This window comes from Massilia niabensis, assembly GCF_042655085.1.
GTDB lineage: Bacteria > Pseudomonadota > Gammaproteobacteria > Burkholderiales > Burkholderiaceae_D > Telluria > Telluria niabensis.
This window is the reverse complement of record NZ_JBHSMU010000013.1, coordinates 83,681-109,173: the sequence shown is the minus strand read 5'-3', so window position 1 is coordinate 109,173 and position 25,493 is coordinate 83,681. Positions and strand designations below refer to the sequence as shown.

Annotated in this window: 21 protein-coding genes, 1 tRNA gene and 1 pseudogene; 8 read left to right on the top strand and 15 right to left on the bottom strand. The window is 63.5% G+C overall.

All coding sequences use genetic code 11. The features are described from left to right. Window positions 1-3 precede the first annotated feature (3 nt). The 9 genes from ACFPN5_RS12405 to ACFPN5_RS12365 form a co-directional block, all read right to left on the bottom strand. Window positions 4-471 (bottom strand): MaoC family dehydratase, encoded by a 468-nt coding sequence (locus ACFPN5_RS12405; protein ID WP_379783622.1) that lies wholly within the window; start codon window positions 469-471, stop codon window positions 4-6. Continuing rightward, window positions 468-1,613, bottom strand: coding sequence for an acyl-CoA dehydrogenase family protein (locus ACFPN5_RS12400; protein ID WP_379783620.1), 1,146 nt, complete (start codon window positions 1,611-1,613; stop codon window positions 468-470). The genes ACFPN5_RS12405 and ACFPN5_RS12400 overlap by 4 nt, the downstream gene beginning before the upstream one ends. Before the next feature lie 9 nt (window positions 1,614-1,622). Further along, a complete protein-coding gene (locus tag ACFPN5_RS12395; RefSeq protein WP_379783618.1) occupies window positions 1,623-2,813 on the bottom strand; it encodes an acyl-CoA dehydrogenase family protein in 1,191 nt (396 codons plus the stop codon). 175 nt (window positions 2,814-2,988) lie between these two features. Next, window positions 2,989-5,250, bottom strand: a complete 2,262-nt coding sequence (locus ACFPN5_RS12390) for a carboxy terminal-processing peptidase (RefSeq protein ID WP_379783616.1) — start codon at window positions 5,248-5,250, stop codon at window positions 2,989-2,991. Window positions 5,251-5,447: 197 nt separating this feature from the next. Beyond that, window positions 5,448-6,005: a hypothetical protein gene (locus ACFPN5_RS12385; protein WP_379783614.1), complete on the bottom strand. Its 558-nt coding sequence runs from the start codon at window positions 6,003-6,005 to the stop codon at window positions 5,448-5,450. Window positions 6,006-6,014: 9 nt separating this feature from the next. Beyond that, window positions 6,015-6,566: a thymidine kinase gene (locus ACFPN5_RS12380; RefSeq protein ID WP_379783612.1), complete on the bottom strand. Its 552-nt coding sequence runs from the start codon at window positions 6,564-6,566 to the stop codon at window positions 6,015-6,017. An 80-nt stretch (window positions 6,567-6,646) separates the two neighbouring features. After that, window positions 6,647-7,201 (bottom strand): sugar O-acetyltransferase, encoded by a 555-nt coding sequence (locus ACFPN5_RS12375; protein WP_379783610.1) that lies wholly within the window; start codon window positions 7,199-7,201, stop codon window positions 6,647-6,649. Continuing rightward, a complete protein-coding gene (locus tag ACFPN5_RS12370; protein WP_379783608.1) occupies window positions 7,198-9,456 on the bottom strand; it encodes a penicillin acylase family protein in 2,259 nt (752 codons plus the stop codon). The genes ACFPN5_RS12375 and ACFPN5_RS12370 overlap by 4 nt, the downstream gene beginning before the upstream one ends. Window positions 9,457-9,514: 58 nt before the next feature. Then, window positions 9,515-10,303, bottom strand: coding sequence for a hypothetical protein (locus ACFPN5_RS12365; RefSeq protein WP_379783606.1), 789 nt, complete (start codon window positions 10,301-10,303; stop codon window positions 9,515-9,517). A gap of 154 nt (window positions 10,304-10,457) precedes the next feature. On the opposite strand from ACFPN5_RS12365, the gene ACFPN5_RS12360 reads away from it, so the two are divergent. The 6 genes and pseudogenes from ACFPN5_RS12360 (at window position 10,458) to ACFPN5_RS12335 (ending at window position 14,996) form a co-directional block, all read left to right on the top strand. Next, window positions 10,458-10,544: transfer RNA gene (locus ACFPN5_RS12360), tRNA-Leu, on the top strand. A 182-nt stretch (window positions 10,545-10,726) separates the two neighbouring features. Then, window positions 10,727-11,155, top strand: coding sequence for an Arm DNA-binding domain-containing protein (locus ACFPN5_RS12355; protein WP_379783604.1), 429 nt, complete (start codon window positions 10,727-10,729; stop codon window positions 11,153-11,155). After that, window positions 11,137-11,250: pseudogene (locus tag ACFPN5_RS12350) on the top strand (phage integrase central domain-containing protein); the annotation flags it as partial. The gene ACFPN5_RS12355 and the pseudogene ACFPN5_RS12350, both read left to right, overlap by 19 nt. A 577-nt stretch (window positions 11,251-11,827) precedes the next feature. Further along, window positions 11,828-11,971 carry a hypothetical protein gene (locus ACFPN5_RS12345; protein ID WP_379783924.1) on the top strand — a complete coding sequence of 48 codons (144 nt, stop codon included), beginning with the start codon at window positions 11,828-11,830 and terminating at the stop codon, window positions 11,969-11,971. A 6-nt stretch (window positions 11,972-11,977) separates the two neighbouring features. Next, window positions 11,978-12,868, top strand: a complete 891-nt coding sequence (locus ACFPN5_RS12340) for a LysR family transcriptional regulator (RefSeq protein WP_379783602.1) — start codon at window positions 11,978-11,980, stop codon at window positions 12,866-12,868. Window positions 12,869-13,343: 475 nt separating this feature from the next. Continuing rightward, window positions 13,344-14,996 (top strand): nucleoside hydrolase-like domain-containing protein, encoded by a 1,653-nt coding sequence (locus ACFPN5_RS12335; RefSeq protein WP_379783600.1) that lies wholly within the window; start codon window positions 13,344-13,346, stop codon window positions 14,994-14,996. A gap of 486 nt (window positions 14,997-15,482) precedes the next feature. Here ACFPN5_RS12335 and ACFPN5_RS12330 read toward each other — a convergent pair whose 3' ends face one another. Continuing rightward, window positions 15,483-16,439: a PDR/VanB family oxidoreductase gene (locus ACFPN5_RS12330; RefSeq protein ID WP_379783598.1), complete on the bottom strand. Its 957-nt coding sequence runs from the start codon at window positions 16,437-16,439 to the stop codon at window positions 15,483-15,485. Next, entirely contained in the window at window positions 16,436-17,491 is a 1,056-nt protein-coding gene (locus ACFPN5_RS12325; protein ID WP_379783596.1) for an aromatic ring-hydroxylating dioxygenase subunit alpha, read from the bottom strand. Before ACFPN5_RS12325 ends, ACFPN5_RS12330 begins: the two co-directional genes overlap by 4 nt. A gap of 135 nt (window positions 17,492-17,626) precedes the next feature. On the opposite strand from ACFPN5_RS12325, the gene ACFPN5_RS12320 reads away from it, so the two are divergent. Both ACFPN5_RS12320 and ACFPN5_RS12315 read left to right on the top strand, forming a co-directional pair. After that, on the top strand, window positions 17,627-18,130 hold the full coding sequence (locus tag ACFPN5_RS12320) for a MarR family winged helix-turn-helix transcriptional regulator (RefSeq protein WP_379783594.1): 504 nt from the start codon (window positions 17,627-17,629) through the stop codon (window positions 18,128-18,130). A 204-nt stretch (window positions 18,131-18,334) separates the two neighbouring features. Further along, window positions 18,335-19,321, top strand: a complete 987-nt coding sequence (locus tag ACFPN5_RS12315; protein ID WP_379783592.1) for a LysR family transcriptional regulator — start codon at window positions 18,335-18,337, stop codon at window positions 19,319-19,321. A gap of 109 nt (window positions 19,322-19,430) precedes the next feature. Here ACFPN5_RS12315 and ACFPN5_RS12310 read toward each other — a convergent pair whose 3' ends face one another. The 4 genes from ACFPN5_RS12310 to ACFPN5_RS12295 form a co-directional block, all read right to left on the bottom strand. Further along, on the bottom strand, window positions 19,431-20,360 hold the full coding sequence (locus tag ACFPN5_RS12310) for an alpha/beta hydrolase (RefSeq protein ID WP_379783590.1): 930 nt from the start codon (window positions 20,358-20,360) through the stop codon (window positions 19,431-19,433). 78 nt (window positions 20,361-20,438) lie between these two features. After that, window positions 20,439-21,494, bottom strand: a complete 1,056-nt coding sequence (locus ACFPN5_RS12305) for a LacI family DNA-binding transcriptional regulator (protein WP_379783588.1) — start codon at window positions 21,492-21,494, stop codon at window positions 20,439-20,441. A gap of 3 nt (window positions 21,495-21,497) precedes the next feature. Beyond that, window positions 21,498-22,307, bottom strand: coding sequence for an NAD-dependent epimerase/dehydratase family protein (locus tag ACFPN5_RS12300; protein ID WP_379783586.1), 810 nt, complete (start codon window positions 22,305-22,307; stop codon window positions 21,498-21,500). Between the two features lie 198 nt (window positions 22,308-22,505). Further along, entirely contained in the window at window positions 22,506-25,493 is a 2,988-nt protein-coding gene (locus ACFPN5_RS12295) for a TonB-dependent receptor plug domain-containing protein (RefSeq protein ID WP_379783584.1), read from the bottom strand.

Below are 25,493 nucleotides of genomic sequence, written 5' to 3'. Positions count from 1 at the left end.
CGTTCAATCCGGCCTGCGGCGAAACATCGCCATGCCGTCGATCGTGCACACGGTCTCGCCGCTCTGGTTGGTCGCGACCCAGGTCGACCAGACCACGCCGCGGTCCGGCTTCGAGCTCGACGCCTTGACCTCCTTCGTCAGGTAGCGCACTGAGAGCGTGTCGCCGGCGCGCACCGGGGCCAGCCAGCGGATGCCGTCCAGGCCGGGCGAACCCATGCTCGACTCGGCGCAGGGAATGCCGTCGACCACCATGCGCATCATCATCGCGCAGGTATGCCAGCCGCTGGCGATCACTTCCCCGTAGATGGACTGCGCTGCCGCTTCCTTGTTGATATGGAAGGGCTGCGGATCGAACTGGGTGGCAAAGGCGATGATCTCGTCCTCGGTGACGCTACGCTGGCCGAGGTCGATCTCCTGGCCGGGCTGGAAGTCTTCGAAATACCATTGCGCAGTTGTACTTCCCTTCGTCATGCGGCCTCCGCTTGCGCGAAACCCGGCTGCGCGATGAAGCGCGCCAGGTGGTGGTCGGCATCGCCGAGCGTCAGTTCGATCATCGCCAGGCGCTTGAAGTAGTGCGAGGCCGGCAGCTCGTCCGTCACGCCCATGCCGCCGTGCAGCTGGACCGCCTGCTGGCCGACGAAACGCGCGGCCTGGTTGATGCGGTACTTGGCGGCAGAGACGGCGCGCCGGCGCTCGCCGGTATCGGCGGAACCGAGCTTCACCGCCGCCAGCAGCGCCATCGAACGCGCCTGCTCGAGGTGGATGTACATGTCGGCCATGCGGTGCTGCAGCGCCTGGAATTTGCCGATCGGGGCGCCGAACTGCTGGCGCGTCTTCAGGTACTCGAGCGTGGCCTGGAACAGCGCTTCCATCGCACCGAGCGCTTCGAAGCACAGCAGGCCCGCGCCGTAGTCGAGGGCGGCGTCGAGGATCTCCCCGCCCGCGCCGGCCGCGCCGATCAGGCTCCCGGCAGGAGCGGCCACGTTCTCGAAGCGGACGTCGGCCGCGCGCAGGCCGTCGAGGGTGTGGCAATCGGTAATGGTGATGCCTGGCGTGCTTGCCGGCATGACGAACAGCGACACGCCATCCGCGTCCCGCTGCCCGCCGCCGCTGCGCGCGGACACGACCAGCATCCCGGCCTGGGCGCCGTGGATCACGACCTTCTTCTCGCCGTTCAGGAGCCAGCCGTCGCCGCTCTGCTCGGCACGGGTGGCGATATCGAACATGTCGTGGCGCGACTGGCGCTCGCCCAGGGCGCAGGCCAGTTTGAGCTCGCCGCTCGCAACCCGCTCGAGCAGCTCGCCGTGCGTTCCGGCCAGGCGCAGGAATTCGGCGCCCAGCACGGTCGCAAAATACGGCTCGACCACCAGGCCGCGTCCGAGCTCCTGCATGACGACGAACATGTCGACCGCCGTGCCGGCAAAGCCGCCCTGCTCTTCCGGCACCGGCAGCGCCGTCATGCCCAGTTCGGCCAGCGTCGCCCAGGCAGCGTCGGAGGTACCCGCTTCGGACCGAATGATTGCACGGCGCGCCTCGAAACCGTAGTCGCGCGCGATCCAGCGTTTCAGGGCATCGGCGAACTGGGTCTGGTCCGGATTGAAATTGAAGTCCATGTGCTCTCCTTACAGCCCCAGGATCATCTGGGTGATGATGTTTCGTTGGATCTCGTTCGAGCCGCCGTAGATCGACGTTTTGCGATAGTTGAAGTAGTACGCGGCCAGCGGTGCAATATCGTCATCCTCAAACGCGCTCTGATCCCGCTCGCCTTCGAGGTAGCCCGGGTCGAAGGGCAGCGCCATCGGGCCGGCCGCTTCCACCATCAATTCGGTGAGCGCCTGCTGGATTTCGGTGCCGCGCACCTTCAGCACTGATGCTTCCGGGCCCGGCGCCTTGTCGGCACGTGCCAGCACGCGCAGCACCGTCATTTCGAGCGCCATCAGCTCGATTTCCAGGCTCGCCAGCTTGCTTGCGAACGGCGGGTCTTCGATCAGGGGCATGCCGTTCTTGCGCTCGCGCAGCGCCAGGCTTTTCAGGAAGGCGAGTTCGCGCTTGGAGCGGCCGACGGCGGCAATCCCCGTGCGCTCGTGGCCGAGCAGGTATTTGGCATAGGTCCAGCCGCGGTTTTCCTGTCCAACCAGGTTCCCGACCGGCACGCGCACGTTGTCGAAGAAGACTTCGTTCACTTCGTGGTCTTCGTCGAGCATGATGATCGGGCGCACCGTGATGCCCGGCGAGTGCATATCGATCAAGAGGAAGGAGATGCCTTCCTGCTTGCGCACCCCGCTGTCGGTGCGCACCAGGCAAAAGATCATGTCGGCGTGCTGGGCGAGCGTGGTCCAGGTCTTCTGGCCGTTGACGATGTAGGCATCGCCATCACGGACTGCCGTCGTCTTCAGCGAGGCCAGGTCGGAGCCGGCGCCCGGCTCGGAATAGCCCTGGCACCACCAGTCCTCGCAGGACAGGATGCGCGGCAGGTAATAATCCTTCTGAGCCTGGCTGCCGAAGGCCATGATGACCGGCGCCACCATGTCCACGCCGAAGGGCATGATGCGCGGCGTGCCTGCGCGCCCGCACTCGTCCTCGAAGATGTGGCGCTGGACCGGCGTCCAGCCCGGGCCGCCGAATTCGACGGGCCAGCCCGGCGCGACCCAGCCTTTTTCAGCCAGTATCTTGTGCCAGCGGACGTTGTCTTCTTTTGTCAGGCGCAGGTGCTTGCGGACCTTGTGCTGCAGGTCGGCAGGCAGGTTGGCATCGAGGAAGGTCCGCACTTCATCGCGAAATGCCAGCTCCTCGGCGGAATAGTTCAGGTCCATCCGGTCTCCTTGTTATCGTCGCGCCCTCAGAAAAAGCACGATCGTTCACGAGAATTGTACCCGAAAAGGCCGGGGTATTATCAAGCTGATTCCACCATGAAAAAAGCTCCCCTCAGGGAGCTTTTTTGGCAGGAGTGAATCCCTGCTTGGTTGCTTGTTACTGCTTAGTTGCTTGTTACTTGCGGGCGCTGATCTGCGCGGGCTGCTCCATGTAGGGCATTACGCGCGAGGCCATCCGGGTGTCGGTTTTCAGCATGGCCGCTTCGTCCGCCAGGATGTGCGCGGCCTCCTGCAGCAGCACGTCCTTGGCGTCCTTGGCCGCCTTCTCGGCAGCGATCTCGGCGGCCAGGTCGCGCTCGTCGGCCTGCAGGCCGTCGTCGCGCGACGGCGAACTGCGCGCCGCGACCACGGCCTTTGCAGGCTTGGTCGGCACCGGCACCTTGCTGCGTGCTTCCTTGCCGCCCGGTGCGGCCGCCGGCTCGTCCGACGTGGCGCCCTTGGCGCCCGCCAGGCGCGCTTCGCGCATCTTCGCCTTGGCGTCCTGGGCGTCACGTTCCTTGCGGCGCACCGTTTCGTTCAGCGAAATCGTATTTTCCTTGCGCAGCTTCATCACCTCGGCGATGTCTTCGCGCAGCTCCTGGAAGTCCTTGTCCTTGGCGATGCGCGCCTCGTGGCGCTGTTGCAGCGGCGCGATGAGTTCCTTCAGGTCGCCCGACGGCAGGAAGGTCGCCGGCTTGATCGAGACCCAGGGCAGCGCGTTGTCGAAGGACGACTCGCCGAAGTGCTCGATGTCGGAGGTCACCGGCAGCTTGATGTCGGGCGTCACCCCGCGCAGCTGGGTGGTGCCGCCGTTAACACGGAAGAACTGGGCGATCGTCATCTTGAGCTCGCCGTAACGCACCTTTTCGGACTGCGAGAAGCGGTCGAGGTCGATCAGCGTCTGCACGGTGCCCTTGCCGAAGCTCGGCTCGCCGATCACGAGGCCGCGACCGTAATCCTGGATCGCGGCGGCAAAGATTTCCGAGGCCGAGGCCGAGCCACGGTTGATCAGGACGCCCATCGGGCCGTCCCAGGCCAGGCCGGCAGTCGTGTCGCTCTCGACTTCGACGCGGCCTTCGGCGGTGCGCTGCTGCACGATCGGGCCCTTGTCGATGAACAGGCCGGTCAGCTCGACCGCCTCGATGAGGGAGCCGCCGCCGTTGTTGCGCAGGTCGATCAGGACGTTGTCGACTTTTTCCTTCTTCAGCTCGCCCAGGATGCGCTGGACGTCGCGCGTGGCGCTCTTGAAGTCCTTGTCGCCCTTGCGGCGCGCTTCGAAGTCCTGGTAGAAGGTCGGCAGCGAAATCACGCCGATGCGGCGCGTGGCGCCGCCATCCTTGACCTGGATGATCGACTTCTTGGCGGCCTGCTCTTCCATGCTGATCTTCTTGCGCACCATCGAGACGGCGACGTGCTTGGCGTCGACGCCGGCGTCGCCCGGGATCACGTCGAGGCGCACGGTGGTGCCCTTCTCGCCGCGCACCAGCTGCACGACATCGTCGATGCGCCAGCCGAGCACGTCGGTGAATGGGGCGTTGCCCTGGGCCACGCCGACGATGCGGTCGCCGACCTTCAGCTTGCCGGACTTGTCGGCCGGGCTGCCGGGAACGATTTCACGGATGACCGTGTATTCGTCGCGCGACTGCAGCACAGCACCAATGCCCTCGAGCGACAGGCGCATGGCGATGTCGAAATTGTCGGCCGAGCGCGGGCCGAGGTAATTGGTGTGCGGCTCGATCGCGGTGGCGTACGCGTTCATGAACATCTGGAACACGTCTTCGTTGTTCAGCTTTTGCAGGCGCGTGACATAGCCGGCGTAGCGCTTGTCGAGCGTCTCGCGGATCGCTTTTTCTTCCTTGCCGGCAAGTTTCAGGCGCAACCAGTCGTTCTTGACGCGCTTCCTCCACAGGTCGCGCACTTCATCCTCGCTCTTCGCCCAGGGCGCCTTTTCACGGTCGAGCTGCAGCGTTTCGTCGGTCGTGAAGTCGAGCTTGGTCTTGAGCAGGCCGCGCGCATAATTCATGCGGTCCGCGAAGCGCTGGTGGTAGAGGTTGTAGACCGTGAACGGCATCGTCAGGTCTTCGTTGTTGATGGCGTCATCGAGTTTCGTGCGCATGGGCGCGAAGCGGTCGATGTCGGCCTGCGTGAAGTAGAGCTTCTCGCCGTCGAGCGTTTCGAAGTAGTTGTCGAAGATCTTTTGGGACATCGCGTCGTCGAGCGGCACCGCCTTGTAGTGGTAGCGGCCGAGCACGCGCGAGGCCCACAGCGCGGCCTGCGTCTGTGCGGCGACCGGCTTCATTTGCGTGGACGCGACTTTTTCCGGCTGCGGGGTGACCGCAGTGACGGCCGGCGCGGAAATGGCAAACGCCAGGGCAACCATCAACATCTGCTTCTTCATGTATGCGTTCTCCGAACGTGAACTTATTTGTCTGCCTGCAAGGCACTGGATACTTCTCGGCAACGCCGCGCAGTAACACCTTCGATATGGAGTGCGGTACTAATAGTTTCAACCCATTCTACAGGAACGCGCCGCCGCGCAGAGGCAGGTTCAACCGGGCGTTCGTGCCAGATTAAGGCTGGCTTAAGCGCAGGTGGTCAGGTTTTTACAAACTGAAACAGAAGACCATGCCATTCGAACACGGCGCCAGCCCCGGCGGCAATCACGAGCCAGGGCCAGGAGCGCGTTGCCAGGCGCCAATCTACGGGTGAGGGCCAGAACGAGAGGAACTGGGGTGCTAGCAGCGGGGCAAGCGCCAGGTCGAGCGGGCCGAAGCGCCAGCCGGGGCCGGTGCGCCAGGCCGCCACCGCAAGCGGCACCAGCAGCACCAGCAGCGGCGCCAGCGCGGCCGGGGCGGCGTTGTACCAGCGCAGGTTGGCAAAAGTGACGGAACCGAGCTCCCAGACCCGGCCGCGGCGGCGCGGGAGCAGGTTGATGCCGATGGGCTCTGCGTTGGTCAATAGACCAACGCCAAAATGCGCCAGCTCGTGGCAGAGGGTGCCGGGCGCAGTCAGCAGGAAGAAGGCCGGATGCCGGCTGGAGAGCATCCAGAACAGGAAGGCGAGCGCCAGCGACGGCAGCAGGTACAGGAGAAGGTCGGGCAAAAGCGCACCGTACGTGCCCAGGGCAGCCGGCGCCCAGGCAGGCAGGCTCATCAATTGCGCTTAGCGGGAGTAGAAGCAGCGTCCGCAGGCCTGGCGGTAGCTTTCGTTGCCGCCAATACTGACCTGCTCGCCTTCGCGGATGCGCCGGCCTTCGCTGTCGACGCGCACGTTCATCGTCGCTTTCTTGCCGCAGCTGCAGATGTTCTTGATTTCTTCGATGTCGTCTGCCAGCGCCAGCAGATAGGCCGAACCCGGGAAGGGGTCGCCTCGGAAATCGCTGCGCAGGCCGTAGCAGATGACCGGCACGCCGCGCACCTGGGCCAGCTGGTGCAGTTGCTGCACCTGGTCCTTGGTGAGGAACTGGGCTTCGTCGACCAGCACGCAGGCCACCGCCGGGGCTGCAGCGAGGAAATTGGTGCCGCCGTCAAAGGTGTCGACTTGGCGCTGGGGTCCCAGGCGCGAGGTGATCAGGCCGACGCCGTAGCGGTTGTCGATGGCGGCCGTGTACAGCTTGACCTGCTGGCCTTGCTCTTCGTAATTGTGAGCCACCTGCAGCAGCGCGGTCGACTTGCCGGCGTTCATCGCCGAATACCTGAAATAGAGTTTAGCCACTGCCTGCCTTGCGAACCGATATTGTGAATCGCGAAATTATAGCAAGCGCACCGGTTGGGGCGCCAGCGGCGGCCGCTGACTTAAGCGCCCACGATTCTGGCCGGGTTGCCGACTACGGTGGCGCCCGCGGGCACGTCGCGCGTCACCACGCTGCCGGCGCCGATGATGGCGTCGTCGCCGATCGTCACGCCCGGCAGGATGATGGCGCCGCCGCCGATCCAGACATTGCTGCCGATCGTCACCGGCAGGCCCGACTCCAGGCCGCTGCGGCGCACCTCGGGGTCGCGCGGATGGTCGGCGGTGTAGATCTGCACCGCCGGGCCGATGCGCGTGTCGTCGCCGATGCGCACACGCCCGCCGTCGAGGATGACGCAGTTGTAGTTGAGGAAAACGTTGGCGCCGAGGTGGATGTTGTAGCCGTAGTCGCAATAGAAGGGCGGGCGCACGATGGCCCCCTCCCCCGCCGCGCCCAGCCGCTCCTGCAGGAGCGCATGCCATACCCCGGACGCCTCCCCCATGGCCGCGTTGTAGCGCGCCAGCCAGGCGGCGCAGGCCTCCAGGTCGGCCTGGAGCTCTGCCGCGCTCGGGTGGAACAGCTCGCCCGCCAGCATCTTGTCCTTCTCGCTACGCGTCATGGCAGGGTCCGTTCGCCTGGGCGGTACTTGCGTTCCAGTGCCTTCTCGATGTCTTCCTTGTAGAACAGCACGTCCTTGAACTCACCGCGGGCGTACATCGCGGCCTGGTCGGCGAAGTGCGGCGACGCCGGATTGCTGCTCTGCCCGCCCGCAAGGATGCTCTTGGCCCGCACTTTCGGGCCGAACTCGACGGCGGCGACAAAGGAGTTGCCGCGGTCGCCATAGATGCGCTTCGTCTTTTGCTTGGCGACCATGCCGAACGAGGCGAGCGAGCCCCAGTTCGCTGAGGTAAAGGCCACCGGGTAGCTTGGTTTACTGTCGTCGTACTGCTGGTCGACTTCGCCGCTGATGCGCTGGAAGCGGTTGATCTCGCCCCAAGGCGTTTGCCAGGTGCCGAAGTCGGCCGTCAATTTTGCGCTGGCGCGCGCCAGGGCGTCGAGGCGCTCGGCCGGGCCGATGTGCTTCGTGATGAAGTCGACCGTCGGCACGCCGGCGGCGCGCGCCTTCGGTGCGGCTGCCGCCACCATTTCCTGGCCCCAGTACACTGCCAGCGCGGTCGGTACCGAATCCAGGGCAAAGCGCAGGTTCCAGCCGCGCAGGGCGGCCACCTGCAGGCCCAGGCTCGTGCGGCGCGCGTCGCCTGCAGGCAGCGCGTCGAAGTCCTTTGCCAGTTGCGGCACCAGCGGCTCGAAGGCGGTGAGGTAGCTGTCGTAGCCGGCGGCAATCAGGCTGTCGATGGTGAAGCCTTTGGCGTTCTTCAGCACGCGTTCGGCATGCACGCCGCGCGCGTTCTCGGGCAGGGACCACATGTAGGCAGGATAGTCGGCCTGCTTCGGGCTGTTCGCGCCCGAGGCGCTGAAGGGCCAGTTGTTCGTGTTCGAGATATAGCCGCTCGCCGGGTTGAACAGCGTGATCGTGTCCTTGATGGCGTGCAGGCCCTGCCACTCGGTGGCGGGGTTGCTGCCGTCCACGGGTTTGTTCCAATCGAAACGCGGGTCGCGCTTCGGAATGAAATTGCCGTGGAAGTAGGCGATATTGCCGTCGGCATCGGCATACACGGTGTTGTTCGACGAGTTGGTCCGCAACTCCATCGCCTTGTAGAAGGCGGCGTAATTCTTCGCCTTGGTGCGGCTGTAGGACTGGGTTAGTGCCTTGACCGGCTCGTCCATCATCTTCACGGCGACCCACTTGCCGTTTTCACCGCGCACGATCGGACCGTGGTGGCTGAAGTACGCGGTCACCGTGCGGCTGCCCATGCCGCCGTTCGCCGTCTTGTACGGCAGGTTCACCGGCACGGCGCGCAAGGCCCGTTCTTCCTTGCCGTATTTGTAGAAGAACTTGCCGCCGCGCTCGACGACCGTTTCCAGGTACTCGTCGATGACGTCGCCGCCGCCCGAGGTATGCATCCAGCCCGTTTTGTCGTTGAAGCCCTGGTAGATGAAGAACTGGCCCCAGGTCACGGCGCCATAGGCATTCAGGCCCTCCTCGCTCACCATGTGGATTTCGGGGCGGAAGTAGAAGGAAGTATGCGGATTGATCAGCAGCAGCGGCCGTCCGGAGGCGGACAGCTTGGGGGCGATGGCGAAGCCGTTCGAGCCGCGCGGCTCGGCGTCGAGCACGTTGCGGTTGTCTGCAATCTCATGCGCCAACTGCGGTGCGGGGCCCTTGCCATAGAACGCTTCCAGCTCCTTCAGGTCGATCGACTCGATGTCGCCACCGATGCTGCCCTCGCTGAACGACAGCGCCATCCACGGCTCGAAGCGGGTGATAAGCTTTGGCTTCACTTCCGGATGCGTATGCAGATAAAAATTCAGGCCATCGGCAAAGGCCTTCATCAATTCCTTCAGCCAGGCCGGGCTGGCTGCGTACTTGGCCTGCATGTCGGCTGGCTGGATATACATCTTCATGCGCAGGTCGCGCCAGATTTCCTTCTCGCCCTCGACTTCGGCCAGGCGTCCCATCGCGTTGATGTAGTTCAGCTCGACGCGGTTGAAGTCGTCCTCGGCCTGGGCATACAGCATGCCGAAGACCGCGTCCGCATCGTTCTTCCCGAACACGTGCGGGATGCCCCACTTGTCGCGCATGATCGTCACCCGTGCCGCGGTCTTCTTCCAGCGCGCCAGGTCGGCGGCGGATGCGCTGGGGGCGCTGGCCGCCTGTGCGCCTGCTGCCGCCGGTTCGGCCAGCGCCGGGAAAGCGGCGGTCGCGAGAAGCGCGCCGGCCAGGGTCGATGCGAAGGTACGGGGCAGGAACATGCGGTGGTCTCCGGTGTTGTTATGCTTGTGTTCGGTCGCGGGATCTCAGTCGCCGGCCTCAGTTGCCAGCATTCGCCAGCTTCTGCTTCAGGATTTCGTTCTCGGTCAACAGCGTCGCCATGCGGTCCTTCAGGGCGGCGATCTCGGCGCGCAGGGCGGCCTTTTCGTCGACCGGCTCGCCGTCCGGCCCGAGCTTCTTCGGCTTGCCCGCCGCCTTTTGCTCGCGCACCTGGCGCGCGGCCTGCTGGAGTTCCTTGCGCCCGCCGGCCACGGCGGCGATCTGCTCGGATTCCGGCAACGAGGCCACATTCGCCGCGGCGTTGATCGAAATCGTGCCCGAACGCACCGCTTCCACCAACTGCGGAGTAGCAGCTTTCTGGATGCGTTCGATCTGGCTGATGGTATTACTCGACACCCGCGCCGCCTTGGCCACTTCCTCGCGCGTGTTCCACGGCGGCGGCGGACGCGAATCCATGTCGTCGGGATCCGGCGCCGGCGGCGCCTCGGCCATCTGCTGCGCCAAGCGGTTGGTAACGATTTCCTTCTTGCGCAGCGCGAGCAACCCGCGCTGGAAGTCCGACACGCTGCGGCGCGCCAGGTGGTTGTCGATCATCCACAGCATCACGTCCTCAATCGAGTCGAAGCTGTTGTTATGGACGGTGCGGAATGGGATGTCGTGCTTGCGGCAGATGTCGTAGCGGTTGTGGCCGTCGATCAGGGTGTCGCGCCACAACACGAGGGCGTCGCGGCAGCCCTCGGCCAGCAGGCTGCGCTCGAGCGCAGCGTATTCGATGTCGGCGAGCGGGTCGACGAACGCCCGGAGTTGGTCGTTAATGGTGATGTTCAATTCAGGTCCTTGTACTTCTCTTCACGCCCTCATGGCGCCGGCAGGCATGCTACACCATTCGATGGCTGGGCTGAAAGAGTACAAGAGGACCAGGGCGGGTGGAAGTTGCAATGCTGACCTGAAAGAGCGCGCCTGTGCTAAAATCCGGCGCGCTGCCCGGATGGTGAAACTGGTAGACACCCGGGACTTAAAATCCCGTGCTCGCAAGGGCGTGCCGGTTCGATTCCGGCTCCGGGCACCATTAAATTATCTCGCAGCATCGCACAGCGTCTCATTTTGGCCTCCTGGTCCTCGTAGACATAGGGAGATGAACGGCTCAGTTCGTCTCGGTTTGGCGCAAATCAGATCAAGCGCCTGGCAGTAGGTTTGACGGTATACGTGGCGGCTTAAAATGCGTATACCGTCACAACCCGCGAGGCAGCCATGGCGCTGACCGACACATTCGTCAGGACTGTCAAGGCCAAAGGTGAGCCAGGACAGAAATACTCCGACGGCGAAGGCATGTACCTGTTCGTCACTCCGGCTGGTAAATACTGGCGGCTCGACTATCGTTACCTCGGCAAGCGCAAGACCCTCGCCCTTGGCGTGTACCCCACTGTTTCCCTCTCCAAAGCCCGCACGGGGCGTGCCGAAGCGCAGGCGCAACTCGCCGACGGCGTCGACCCCAATCTCGCCAAACGCCAGCACAAATTGGCAGCAGCCGCTGCTGCCAGCCAGACCTTTGAAACCGTCGCTCGTTCCTGGCTGCAGAAGACCGCTGCCTCACGCGCGGCTACTACCCAAGAAAGGTCACTGGATGGCTACAGCGCAGCGTTTTTCCGTATATCGGCGAGGTGCCGATCGCTACGTTGACGCCTCGTAACGTCTTGGCCTGCCTGCAGCATATCGAGGCACGCGGCGCGCTTGAATCCGCGCATCGCGTCAAGCAGATCTGCGGCCAGGTATTCCGGTTTGCCGTTGCCGCCGGGCTGGCGGAGCGCGATGTGACCGCCGGCCTGAAAGGCGCCCTCGCCACACCGAAGAAGCGGAATTACGCGGCGATTACCGAACCGCATCAGGTTGCCGGCCTTATGCGCTCGATCTACGGCTACAGCGGCCATCCGTACGCCGCCGCAGCGCTCAAGTTGTCTGCCCTCTTCTTCGTACGCCCGGGCGAGCTACGTGGTGCCGAATGGACCGAGATCGACTTTGGCAATGCCGGTATGAGCGAGAACACTGTCAACGCTGCCCTTCGGAGCATGGGCTATCCGAAGGAGGTCATGACGGGACACGGTTTCCGTGCGATGGCGCGAACGATCCTGGATGAGGTGCTGGGCGAGCGGGTGGACCTGATTGAGCATCAGCTGGCACACACGGTGATTGATCCGAATGGACGGGCGTATAACCGGACTGCGCACCTGCCTGCTAGGCGGCAGATGATGCTCGTCCGAATCCCTGTACCGCGCCTCATCTGCGGTGGTGCGCTCCGTCGCCACCCTGGAAGAGAGTCTTGACGTTCAGTTGTTCGAACGGAAAGGACGAGGGATGCTGCTCACCGCCGCTGGCGAGATCGTCCGCCTGCGCGCCGAGCGTGTCGAGGCGGAGCTGCAAGGCGTACGCGACGATGCGCTACGCGCGGAGGACCGGAACGGACGCAAGGTCGGCGGCATCGAGGCCCTGCTCAACTAGCGGAGATTGCATGCTGCGGCGCTGCTGGCCGAGGTCCACCACATGCCGACCGTTGCGCACGCGATGGGCGCCTCGCAGTCAGCGGTAAGCCAGGCGATTTCGCGGCTGGAAGACATGCTCGGCCAGCCGCTGTTCGTGCGCACCGCACACGGCATGCTGCCCACCGACGCCGGGAGGCGCTGGATCGAGCGCTTCGAACGTGCGCTTGCCGAACTGCGCCATATTCCGGAAGACTTGGCCGCCCTGGCCGGCGTCGTGCAGGGCACGGTTACGATCGGCGCGTTGCCGCTGGCGCGCTCCCAGCTGTTACCGGCAGCGATCGCCGCCGTCTTGCAGCGCCACCCGCGCCTGCACGTTAGTTCGCTCGAAAGCCCCTACGGCGAGCTCACCGCCGGATTGCTCAGCGGCCGGATCGACTTCATCGTCGGTGCACTGCGCAGCGATCCCGGGGGCGCCTTCGTCTTGCGCTCCTTGTTCGGTGACAAGGCTGCACTGGTGGCACGGGCCGGACATCCGCTGGCGGCAAAGACACGGCTGCGCATCGGCGATCTGGCGAGCTACCCCTGGGTGCTGTCGCGCCCCGGTACGCCGCTGCGCGAATCACTCGTCCAGTTCTTCAAGAGCCAGGGGCTGGCGCCGCCCGAGCCGGTGGTGGAAACGGGCGACCTTGCCCTGCTGCGCGGCCTGCTCGTCTCGAGCGACATGCTGACCGTCGTCTCGGCACACCAGTTGCATTACGAGGTCGAAACGGCGCAACTTGCCGTGCTGCCCTTCGACATGCCCGGCTTGGAACGCTCGATCGGCATCATGACGCGAAAAGGCGCGCTCCTTGCGCCCGGCGCCCGGGCGCTATTGCACGAGATCAATGCGGCAAGCACACGGTGGCATCAGGCGTAAGCGCGAGAAAATACATTCCCCGGATGAGTGTGAACGGCACGGTATGGTTGTTATGGCTGCGTGTCAACGCGAAGTCGTAGATCTGCGTCATGAACATGCCTCTGATAGCCAGACATCTACTGCCAATGTCGAGTACGGATGCCCCACGCCACTTTGCTGCGGAGCCAGTGCTTGCTCAGGCAAGCCGGCAAATTCGCTCACGGTCCTTTGTAACGCGGGCTGGAGGCGCCGGGCTACTGTCCTCAGTAAGCGATCATTGCGTCGAGGGGAGCGACCTGCTGGGCAGGTTGCCCCCTGACAGCTTCCACGCGCATATTGCAGCCACTACCTGACCGGGCGCTGCGGACAACATTACGCCGGCCGCACCGGCGCCCGCCGCCAGTACTTGACCGGCAACCAAGCGGCCAGCCATCGCCCTAGCCTGTGCAGTGGATGCCAGCCGTCGGCCGTGCAGATGCCGCATGCAGATTGGCTAATGCAAATGCTCGAAAAAATCGATTGGTTGCGCTGGGGGCAGACTGCTATCGTCGCCCCATCGTCTGGCGTCCTGGACAGAATACCTATAATAAACGGAGCAAAATCAATGAATATTCGAGGAAATGCGATCCTGCTGCTCGCGCACGTGACCCGCGGGATTGACCGGCTCCCGGCAGCAGCGGTCAGCATGCTGCAGTGCTGCACATTGCCACTGTTGTTGCTTGCCAGCGCGGCCATTGCCGCTCCCGCTGCTTCATCTGCACCGGGCCAGGCGGCAGCAAACCCCGTTGCACCAAAACCGCGCCTGATGGTGTTAACCGATATCGAGAACGAGCCGGACGACGCGATGTCGCTGGTGCGGCTACTCGTCTATGCCAACCAGTTTGATATCGAGGGGCTCGCAGCGACTACCTCGGTGCACCAACCGGGCCGTGTTGCGCCCGAGCGGATCACACGGATCGTCACGGCATACGGCAAGGTACGTGATAACCTTCAGCTTCATGAACCAGGCTTCCCCACCGGCGCGGCCCTGCTGGGCAAGGTCAGTGCAGGCTTGCCGCTACTCGGCATGCAGGGCGTTGGCGACGGAAAGGATTCGCCTGCATCAGAGCAGTTGATCCGCGCGGTGGACAGCGAAGATCCGCGACCATTGTGGGTGTCCGTGTGGGGAGGCCCCAACGTTCTAGCACAGGCGCTGTGGAAGGTACGCGCCACGCGCACGCCACAAGCGCAGGCACGTTTTATTGCGCGCTTGCGCGTATACGCTATCTCCGGCCAAGACGACACCGGCCCTTGGCTGCGCCAGAACTTCCCCGGTTTGCACTACATCGTGAGCCCCGGCGTAGATATGGCAGGCGCCTACCACCACGCCACCTGGTCCGGCATCTCTGGCGATGATTTCCATGGTCGCTTTGCCGGTGGCGATGCGTCTGTCGTGTCGAACCAATGGCTCGGGTGGAGTGTACGCCGCAAGGGCCCGCTTGGGGCCGAATACCCCCAATGGGAATATTTGATGGAGGGCGATACCCCGTCCTTCCTGAACCTCATCTCAAACGGCCTGAGCGACCCGGAACGTCCGGACTGGGGCGGCTGGGGCGGGCGCTACGAGCTGTACACACCGCGCAAACAGCGATGGTTTACGCAAGAAGAAACGCGGCCGATCTGGACCGACGCCCAAGACGAGGTTCTGGGCAATGACGGGAAGTGGCACACCAGTAACCACGCGACAGTGTGGCGCTGGCGCGGCGCGTTTCAGAATGATTTCGCGGCGCGCATGGACTGGACCATCAAGCCTTATTCGGGCGCGAACCACCCGCCCTTGCCAGCGCTTGGCCATCCGGATCGCATCACGGCCAAGCGCGGCCAGCGGGTCGACCTGAGTGCGGTCGGCAGCAGCGACCCGGACGGCGACGCCTTGTCGTACAACTGGTTTTACTATCCTGAGCCCGGCACTTTCGTCGTCTCCAGCGCCATCTCGGGCCAACCGCTAAAGATTAACGGCTCCGACCAGCAGAAGGCGTTCTTCATCGTGCCGACTGGCCGCGTGCGCCCACCTGGAACGGGGACGATACATATCATCCTGGCGCTGACTGACCACGGCACACCACGACTTACACGCTACAAACGCGTCATCGTCGATGTCGTCCAGTGAAGAGGCTCTACGCGGCCCGCCTCGCGGGCAGCGCAGAAGCCTTCGACGAACAACAGCTTGGGCCCGATGTCCACCTTTACTACGCGGCCAAGGACGGCGTCCTTCGGATGCAGGGAGCGCCAGCGTGAGCAGGTCACAGTACGTAATTGGCATGCCGTGCAGGAGGTCGCCTGGCGCGCCAGTGCTTCGACCAGGCGCGCGCCACTTCAATGTCGTTAAAGATCAATGAAATCATGACTGGATCAAGGTGTGCGGCGCCTGTTCAAGAAACGCTTCGCCGTTTCGCCCAAGGAGTACCGCCTCGCACCGCAACAAGGCTGCACTACGCTCGTCGGAACGCCGCGGAATGCGCGAGCCGAGTCCGCCGCGCTGCAATTGGTTTCGCCAAAACCAGTTGTTTAGAATTTCGCTGTTTTTGGCGCACCAGGGATCCGTGATCAGATGTAATTGATACGGTGACGTCGCGGCTGCCCACCGTGCCGATCCTCACAAATCGAGCACTAGCATCGTCGTCTTCGCCCGCGAACAGCATGGCGTGAACTGGTCGTTCGCGGCCTGTTCTTCCTCGGTCAGGTACATGTCGCGATGTTCGGGCACGCCTTCCAGGATGCGGGTCATACAGGTGCCGCAGACGCCCTCCTCGCATGAGTACGGAATGTCAACGCCGGCATCAAGCAGCACTTTGATCACCGACTTCCCGGGCGGGACCGTCACCACCTTGCCGCTGGATGCAAGCTTGACGTCGAAAGCCTGGTCGCCGGTCGTGTCCACCGCCGCCGCGCTGAAATACTCGACGTGCAGCTGCGGCGCTGGCCAGCCGTGTGCCTTTGCGGTGCCCAGCACGTAGTCGATGAAGCCTTGCGGCCCGCACACGTACAGGTGCGTATGCGGGTCCGGCGCGCCCAGCACTGCAGGCAGGTCGAGCTTCTGTGCAGCCTCGTCACTGTCGTAGTGAAACTGCACGCAGCCGGCAAAGTGCGAGGCACCAAGGCGCTCCTTGAACGCGGCCTTTTCGCGCGAACGCGCGCAGTAGTGGAGTTCGAACGCCGCGCCCTTCTTCGCCAGCGCTTCCGCCATCGCCAGGATCGGCGTCACGCCGATCCCGCCCGCAAGCAGCAGCGTACGTTTCGCCTCGACCAGCGGGAAGTGGTTCTTCGGTGCGCTGATGGTCAATACCGAGCCGACGTCGATGTGGTCGTGCATCGCCTGCGAACCGCCGCGCGAATCGGCGTTGCGCAGCACGCCGATCTGGTAGCGATGGGTTTCGTGCGGGGCGTTGCAGAGCGAGTACTGCCGCACCAGGCTGCCCGGCAGGTGAACGTCCACATGCGCGCCGGCCTCGAAGCCCGGCAGCGCCGCGCCGTTCGTCGGCAAAAGCTCGTAGCTGCAGATGCCATCGGCCTCGATGACCTTGTTGGCGACCCTCACCTTGATCGTGCTCATGCCGCAACCTCCTGCGGCTGCGGCTGTGGCTGCTCCCGCGCCAGCCAGGCGTCGATGATGCGGCGCGACTGCACGCCGCCGGCATCGATATTCAACATCAGCAGCCTGCGCTCAGGGTGGCGCAGGATGTTCTGCTGCTGCAGTTCGAGCATTTCGCGGTCTTCACCGAAGATCTTGCCCTGGCCCTCGCGGATCATGTTGGTCAGCTCCGCATCCTGCGGCTTGAAGCTGCGCGCCATCCCCCAGAAATACCAGTGCGAGGTCTCGGTTTCCGGCGTGATGAAATCGACGACGATGCTCGACGCCTTATGCGCTGCATCCGCGTGATAGCCGCCTTTGCCGGCGTGTGCGACGCCGACTTCGATCATCACGTGGCTCGGTGCATTGAAACGACAGATCTGCCAGCGGTCGACCGGCAGGTTGTCGGCCAGGCCGTTGCCGCGCAGGGCCGCTTTCCAGAACGGCGGCGGCATGATGTTCTCCATGAAGCGGCTGGTCACCACCTGCTCGCCCTCGACCCTGGTCGTCACCGGGGCCTCGTCGATCTCCTTCTGGCCGATGCTCGAAGCGTGGACATAGGTTTCGTGGGTAAGGTCCATCAGGTTGTCGACCATCAGGCGGTAATCGCAGTTGATGTGGTACAGGCCGCCGCCGTAGGCCCACTCGGGATTGTCCGCCCATTCGAGGTGGTGGATGGCCGCGGGATCGGCGAGCGCCTGGTCGCCGGGCCAGACCCAGATAAACCCATAGCGCTCCTCCACCATATAGCTACGAATGCAAGGAAACCCGCGCACGCGCTGGCCCGGCATGCTGATCGTCTTGCCTTCGCAGCCCATCTCCAGGCCGTGGTAGCCACACACCAGGTTGCCGTCGCGGACAAAGCCAAGCGACAGCGGCGCGCCGCGGTGCGGGCAGAAATCCTCGACGGCGGCTACCTTGCCGCCTTGGCCGCGATAGAACACGATCTTCTCGCCGCAGACCTGGCGGCCGAGGGGCTTGCCTTCGATCTCGTCAGGGGTGCAGGCCACGTACCACGCATTTTTGGGGAACATCCTTGTCTCCTTTGCTGTATTCGATTTATATTAAGTACACTGAACGTCAGAAAAGTATCACGCGTTTGCGGTACGAAGTAAACTATCTTTTCAAGTATTTTTAACGGTGCACCGCACTGGGGAACAACTGGACATATGCCAACAGAAAACGTGCTCGACGACCGGAGTTCGATGCTTGTCCTGTACCAGCACCCGGGCCACCTGCTGCGGCGGGCCCAGCAGATTTCGGTCTCGATGTTTCACGACGAAATGGGGGGAGCGCTGACACCGGTGCAGTACGCGATCCTGAGTGGACTGGCCGAGCATCCCGGCATTGACCAGGTATCGCTGGCCGGGATAGCGGCGATCGATACCTCGACCGGCGCCACCGTCTGCGCCCGGCTTGAGGAAAAGGGGCTGCTCGAGCGGAAGGTCATTCCGCACAACCGGCGACAACGCGCCCTGACGATCACGCCTGCAGGCCGGCAGTTGCTGGACGACCTCGTGCCTGGCGCGCGACGCTTGAGGCAGCGGCTGCTGGCGCCGCTCGGCACGCAGGAGCAGGAGCTGTTCATGGGCTTGCTGGCGAAGCTGGTCAATGAGAACAATGGGCAAAGCCGGGCGCCGCTGGCCTTGCCGGAGGTGCGCGAGTCGGCGTGACGAAGCCGCAATGCCGGGTCCGGCCAGTTGCTGCCCGGTTCAGTATCGGCTTTACCGATACCTGATATCGGAGAATGCAATGCTTACGAGCATTGGATACGCTTCTGTAAAGCCGTTGAAGGCGATGACGTCCGCGCACGTGTGTGGCATTATCGAAAAACAAGAGCGCACGGCACGACACGCGCGCCAGAACCAGGAGACAACATGCGTTTCAACCGCCTAGACCTCAACCTTCTCGTCGCTCTCGACGCCCTGCTCAGCGAGAAAAGCATCACCCGGGCGGCCCGCCGCCTGAACCTGAGCCAGTCGGCCACCAGCGGCGTTCTGGCGCGCCTGCGCGATTATTTCAAGGATGAGCTGCTCATGCCCGTGGGGCGCAACCTGAGCCTCACCCCGCTCGCCGTCAGCCTGATCGAACCGGTACGGGATGTGCTGCTGCAGATCCAGCGCACCATCGAGGTCAAGCCGGAGTTCGATCCGGCGACCGCCACGCGCGAGTTCCGTATCCTGGCTTCCGACTTTGTGTCGACTGTCCTGCTGGGAGAGCTCGGCCGCCGTATCAGCGTGGAAGCGCCCGGCATTTCCATCAACATTTCGCTGGCGACGTCGGCGCCCGCCGAGCAGCTCGAGCGCGGCGAAGTCGAGCTCGTGATCCTGCCGAAACGGTACATGTCGGATTCACAGCCAACCGAATTGCTGTTCGAAGAAACCTATACCTGCATCGCCTGGACCGGCAATAAGCTGATCGGCGAGACACTGTCGCTCGACGAGTACATGCAGCTTGGCCACGTATCTTCCCGGTTCGGCACGGCGAACACGAGTTTTGAAGAGCACTTCCTGAAGGACAGTGGTTACGACCGCCGCATCGAGGTGTGGACGGCCAACTTCACCAGCCTGCCACATTTTGTGATCGGCACCAACCGCATCGCAACAATGCACACGCGGCTAGCGCGCATGCTGGCCTGCTATTACCCGATCCGGTTGCTTGCGCCGCCGATCGAATTTCCGAAGGTTGAAATGTCCATGCAGTGGAACCGCTTCCTGGAACAGGACCGGTCGCACATCTGGCTGCGCAACATGTTAATCGAGATCGCAGGCACCGAGCCATGCAACGATACGGCAACCGCATCGGTCGAGCCAGCCGTCAGTGGACAAGTGCTTGCCTTGCCGCGCCAGCGCATCTCGGCCTAAGAGAAAATAGGGCAGCCTGCTGCTCGCCGTCGTAGCGAGCAGGACCAGCGCCACTGGTGGACTAGTGGCGCTGGCCTGGGCTCACATGGCCTGAATGGTGGTACCGAGCTTATTGCCCCACAAGGCCGCGCATCCGCATCCAGGCCCAGAACTGCTCCGGCCAGATGTCGCTGGTGAAGCCCAGCTTCTTCATGCCGAAACCATGTGCGCCGCGCTCATAGAAGTGCAGTTCCACCGGCCTCCCCGCCTTTTTCCAGGAGCTGACCAGCCCGAAATCTCCATGCGGAATCAGGGGGTCGTCTGCCGCCAGTCCAATGAATAATGGTGGCGCATCCGCGGCAACGGGCCGCGCCTCAATGGGGCCATAAATCAATGCGGCGAAGTCCGGGCGGTTGACAGCGTTCGGGCTCGACACCACTTCGAGTGTGGTCATGGCGCCCGCGGAAAAGCCGATCATGCCAATGCGCCCGCCATTCAGCCCCCAGCGGGAGGCGTTTTCCCGGACCAATTGCACAGCCCGGCGGCCGTCATCCACTGCCAATGGAAAGGTCTCGAGGCGTCCGCCAGAAGCCACGCCACGGCGCCGCTCACGGATGAAGTCTTCTTCCTTTGCCGGCGTTTCGACCACGCGGTACTTCAGGATGAATGCACTCACTCCCCTTTGCGCCAGCCAGTCTGCGACCGCATGGCCCTCGTTGTCCATGGACAGCAAGCGGAAAGCGCCACCCGGTGCAACGATGACGGCGGTACCATTTGCCTTGCCTGCAGCAGGCAGCACCGGAATCAGGACCGGCACGGTGATATTGCGCGCCCGGCGTCCGTCTGCAAACTGCGTCCATTGCTCGACCTGGGTCGCGCCTTCGGATCCTGGCGCGACGCCAGGATATAGCCTGATCGCCGCTGGTGTTGTGGGAACCGCGATAGGCGTTCCTGCGGACGTTCCCGCCGGCTGCGCCAGGGCGCCAAGGGGACTGGCGATGGCCAGTGCGGCAACTGACGTAACCAATGCTCTGAGGAGCGGGTGATTCAAGCGACGCATGTGTGACCTTTCTGTTGTTAATGTTGGACCAACGTGGCATCCGATGCCGCAGCGGGCCGGGTTGCCGAAAGAGATGTGTCAGATGGTGGATCGTTCAACGATGGTAAAACCGATGTCGCATACGGGCTCGGCGACCTGTCGTCCCGCAATGCGCTCGAGGATGTAATGGGCGGCGGTCTCCCCGATCAAGTTGCCGTCGATGCGCACGGTGGTCAGGGCTGGCGACAGGTCCCGCGCGAAGCCCTGGTCGCCCAGCCCGATCACGCCCAGCCGCCCGGGAACCGCGATGCCCTGAGCGTGTGCCTCGTTAAGGACGCCCAGGGCGAGACTGTCCGAGCTGCAGAACACCGCATCGATGTCGGGATGCGCCGCCAGCAGCTCGCGCAGGCCGGTGCGGCCATGCCCTACGGTGGTCGGCGCGGCGACGTAGCGTGCAGGGACCTGGCCGTCGGGGCCGGCCAGTTTCAGCGCCTGTGCGGTCTGGATAAAGGCATCCGTGCGCTGGCGAGCCCGCTCGTCGGTGGCGCTGATGATGGCCACCCGGCGCCGTCCCCGCTCATGCAGGTAGGCCGCAACCGCGCTGCCGAGCCGGCTGTGCGAAAAGCCGACCAGCATGTCGACGGGCGTTGGTGTCAGGTCCCAGGTCTCCACGACCGGGATACCGCTTGCAAGCAGCCGTCGCCGCGCGAGCGGCGAGCGCAACACGCCCGTCAGCACTACGCCATCGGCGCGCCTGCCGATAATCGCTTCCAGCAGTTCTTCTTCGCGTGAATCGGCATATCCGCTCTGCCCCAGCATCAGCTGGTAGCCGGCGGCAGTGAGCGACCGGGTCAGGGCCTCGATCATTTCCAGGAATACCGGGCTGGAGATGGTAGGGACGATCGCTGCCACCAGCCGCGTCTGGCGCGAAGCCAGGCCACCGGCCAGGATGTTCGGCACATAGCCGGTACGTTCGACCGCTTCGCGCACGCGGGCCAGGATCTCCGGCGATACCGCGTCAGGGGTGTTGAGCGCGCGCGAGGCCGTGATCGGGGCGACTCCCGCCAGTTTGGCGACGTCGCGCAGCGTCAGGCCACCGTGCCTGCGGCGGCGTCGCGTGGTTGGTGGCAGTGGTGAATCTGGCTTGTCGGTCATGTATCAGGGCCTGTATTTCGGTCCGTTTGTCAGGAACACCCCGCCCTGGTGCGTCAACGTGATGTCCGCCGGGTCCGACCAGTCGACGGCTTCGGGGATAAGGTGCGCGAACGCGCTCGAGCTCTGGGTAGGCCGATAAGCCAGATGGCGTGAATGACGATCGTCCCACCAGCGCCCAGGGTTGTCCGATACGCCGAAGGCAATGGTATGTCCAACGCGTGGCGTGATCAGGGAGCGTCGCAGCAGCTGTACCATGTCGTCGAGACCGAGCCAGGTTACCATCTGGCGATAGTTGGTCGGCTCCGGCCAGCAGTAGCCGATGCGCAGGCACACGGTCTCGATGCCGAAACGGTCCCAGTAGTAGCGCGACAGTGATTCGCCGAACACCTTGGACACGCCGTAGTAACCGTCCGCCCGGGTCGGCATGGTAGCGTCGACACTGTCGGTGCTGCGGTACATCCCCATGGTGTGGTTGGTGCTGGCAAACACCACGCGCCGTATGCCCAGCGTGTGGACCGCCTCATACAGGTTGACTAGCCCCAGGATGTTGGCCTGCATGATCGGCTCGAATTCGAGTTCGGTGGAGACGCCCCCAAAATGCAGGACGGCATCCACGCCTTGGCACATCCTGAAAACCTCGTCCCGGTTCGCCAGATCGCACTGGACCACCTCCTCGCCCGGACCGGCCGGCCCCAGGTCCGCCATATCTGACAAGCGCACGATATCGGCGAGTTCGTGCAGTCGCTCCCGTAGCCGGCAGCCCAGGTTGCCGGCCGCGCCAGTGAACAAAATTCTCTTGAATGGTTTGGTCATCGGTGTACATTAAAAACATGATAGAAATCAGGCGCTGCACTGGCTGTAATTTTCCAACAAGCAAGCGCGGCAATCGCGAGATCTAACTTCTTCACTTCTATTCCTGTAGTGGCAGACAGGTCTTGTGAGCCCTGGCAGCACGCCTCATTGTGGGAGGTGGGAACTCGACCAGGGACAGTCGAGCCCCCATCAGGATTACTAGAAGCTGAAGCGCACACCAGCCTTCAACGTCAGTCCGGCGAGATCGTAGTAGGCGTTCTGGTTGGCCGGCGGCGGCGGATCGCGATCCAGCAGGTTGTTGACCGTGAAGTAAAGCTCGCGACGGCCGGACTCCCCGCCGAAGTCGTAACTCGCCCCCACGTTTACGAGTGTGTAGGAAGGGACCATGTTGTTGTTAACGCTGTTGACGGCCGCAGGGCTGTAGCCGGCTTCGTCAGGACCAATGAATCCGTTGTTCTGATGACTGCGGCTGATGTAACGTACCTGGCCATTCACCGACAGGCGTTTCCACTTATAGTCGAGCGCCGTCGTCCACATCCACTTCGGCAAGCCGGCAGGGCCTCCGAAACCGGCCCCCGTCTGACCGGCGCGATTGATTCCCTCCGGGTACAGCGCCGAAACGTCCGTCGAAGTCCTGTACTCGAGTACACGCGTGCCTTGAATATTGATGCCAAGCGTTCCGTCGAGTGCAGAGCTCCACTCGCCAAGCGGTTGCCTGTACGACAACTGCATGTCGACGCCGCGGGTTTTGAACTCCGCCACGTTGGCAGTCGTTCCCCGAACCCCGGTGATCTGCCCCCTCACCACGTCGTTGTTGGCAAAGCTGATCAGTGAACAATACGAATTCCCGCTGTACACGCCACCGAGCAAACAGTTGTTCACCACGTTCTGCGTGGCGGTGGCGGTGATCGCGCCCTCGATGTTGATCCGGTAATAATCGGCCGAGACACTCAGGCGCTTCAGGTAACTGGGCTGGAACACAATACCGAAAGTGGCAGTGTTGGAAATCTCCGGTTTCAGGTTGGGATTCCCGCCGACTGTGACGCCGGCTGTGTTCGTGATCGCAGCGACGCCTGGACGCGGATCGGCCGGCAGCGGCAAGCTTGGCGCAGTCGGCGTATAAAGCTCGACGAGGTTGGGTGCACGAATGTCGCGCGAGCGGGTCCCGCGCAGGCGGAAGTCCGCAGTCGGCTCCCACGTCAGGCCGCCCTTCCAGGTAGTGACCATGCCCGAGCTGCTGTAGTCGGTGCGGCGTACCGCGCCGTTGACATCGAGCGTTTTGGCGAACGGCACATCCTTCAGCAAGGGCACGATCGTCTCGGCATACACTTCCTTGACAGTGACACTCGCCTTTTGCAAATTGGCCCCTGCCCCAGTCAGCCAGCCAGTCGATTGCGACAGCGGATCGACCGTCGTCACGAGCGATTCCTTACGTCGTTCGAGACCGGCGCCAACCGAGACCGGACCGGCCCAGTTCGAGAACGGCTCGCCTTGCACGTTGGCCGAAAATTCACTGAGTCGTGAGACGGTTTTTCCGGATGCAGTACCCCTGATGTAGTTGAAAGCGCCCGGAGTTCCGCTCGCCTGACCAAGGATGTTCAGCGGTTCGCATCCGGCAGCGCGAGCCGCAGCATTGCGGCAGACCACCTGGCCGTTGACCATAACCGCATCGATCGCGTTTCTGAAATTGGCGTTGATCATGTTGTTCACGTAATCGGTATTGGCCTTGTCGCGACCGTTCTGATACGAAACGTCCCATTCCCAAGTCTCGCCGAATTTGCCGTTCAGGCCGGTTGAAATATAGCTGGTGTCGTGCGTAGTTTCCCTGACTACGGGACCAAAATCATTGCCGAGATAGCCGATCGAAAGACCCCCGGCAGGAACGAGCGCCAGCTGCGCCGGCGTCAAGGCTTGTACCAGGTAGGCGTTGTCGCGCGCGATCGGCAGCGCTGGTCCGGCGCCGGCTCCATCGCGCCGCGTAATGAGGATGTTGCCGCTTCGCGTATGCGAGAACAATGGCTGGACGTAGGCGCTGAGACGGTCGTTGAACTCGTAACTCACTTTGGTCAGAAAGTTTGCACGCTCCAGCTGTGGGCGAAGCTGTGTTGTATACCGGTGAGTGATCCCGGCCGCCTCGTTGGCGGCCCTTGCCTCATCGGTGAAGATATCCTGCGAAGTGTTGAAATTGCCGTACTGGCCTGGCGAGAATCGTGCAGTCGTCGTGGCGCCATTCGGCGCCTTGACAAATGCGAGGCCTAGCAGAGGACCGTTCGTGCGAATCAGACCGCCGGTCGTGCCGTTGCCCACTAATCCATTTTTGCCGATGATGTTGGCAGCCACGCCGGCCGCGCGATTTGGAAACGCAAAGTTGATGTAGCTCTCTCTGCCCCATTCACGCTCGTCGTTGAAGATGTCCGTGCCGCTGTTTTTGTTGTACTCCCCGCCGACGACGATATGCCCCTTGCCGCCCGCGAAGCTGCCGCCCCACGCAAGACCGCCAAACGTGTCCCTGGCGTCGTTGTAACGCGTCGCGCCGTATTGCAGATTGCCTTTCACGCCTTCGAGCGAGTCGTTCAGAACGATATTGACGACACCGGAAACTGCGTCGGAACCGTACGAGGCAGACGCGCCGCCCGTCACCACGTCGACAGTGCGGATCAGGACGGTTGGAATCATGCTCAGGTCGATCCCGGCGCCGTTATTCGTCTGCGGAAGCCGGTGACGATCGAGCAAGACCAGCGTACGCGTTGCGCCGAGGCCACGGAGGTCGGCCAGGGTTTGACCAGAATTAGCGAGCCCGCCGCCCGCGGGCGTCTGGCTGCCCCGGAACGCGGGGATCTCGTTGAGCACGTCGCCAATATTGACGGTGGCGCGCTGTTCCAGCGTCGCGGCGCCGATGACCGTCGTGGGCGTCGGGGCGGAATAGCCTGCACGGGAGATACGCGAGGCGGACACGACCACCGACTGCATCGGGCCCGTGGCAGGCGCTGCAGCTTCGGCGGGCGCCGGTACCGGCTCCGCGGGAACCGCGGCGGGGGTCTGGGATTCGACAGGTGTGGCGGGGGCGCTGCTCTCGGTCTGTGCATGTGCCGGCACAGAAAGCGCAAGCGCGCCGAGCGCTGCCAGTGCCGAATGGATGGCGATGACCGAACACTTCACTGCGGGGCGGGACGAATGATGCTTCAT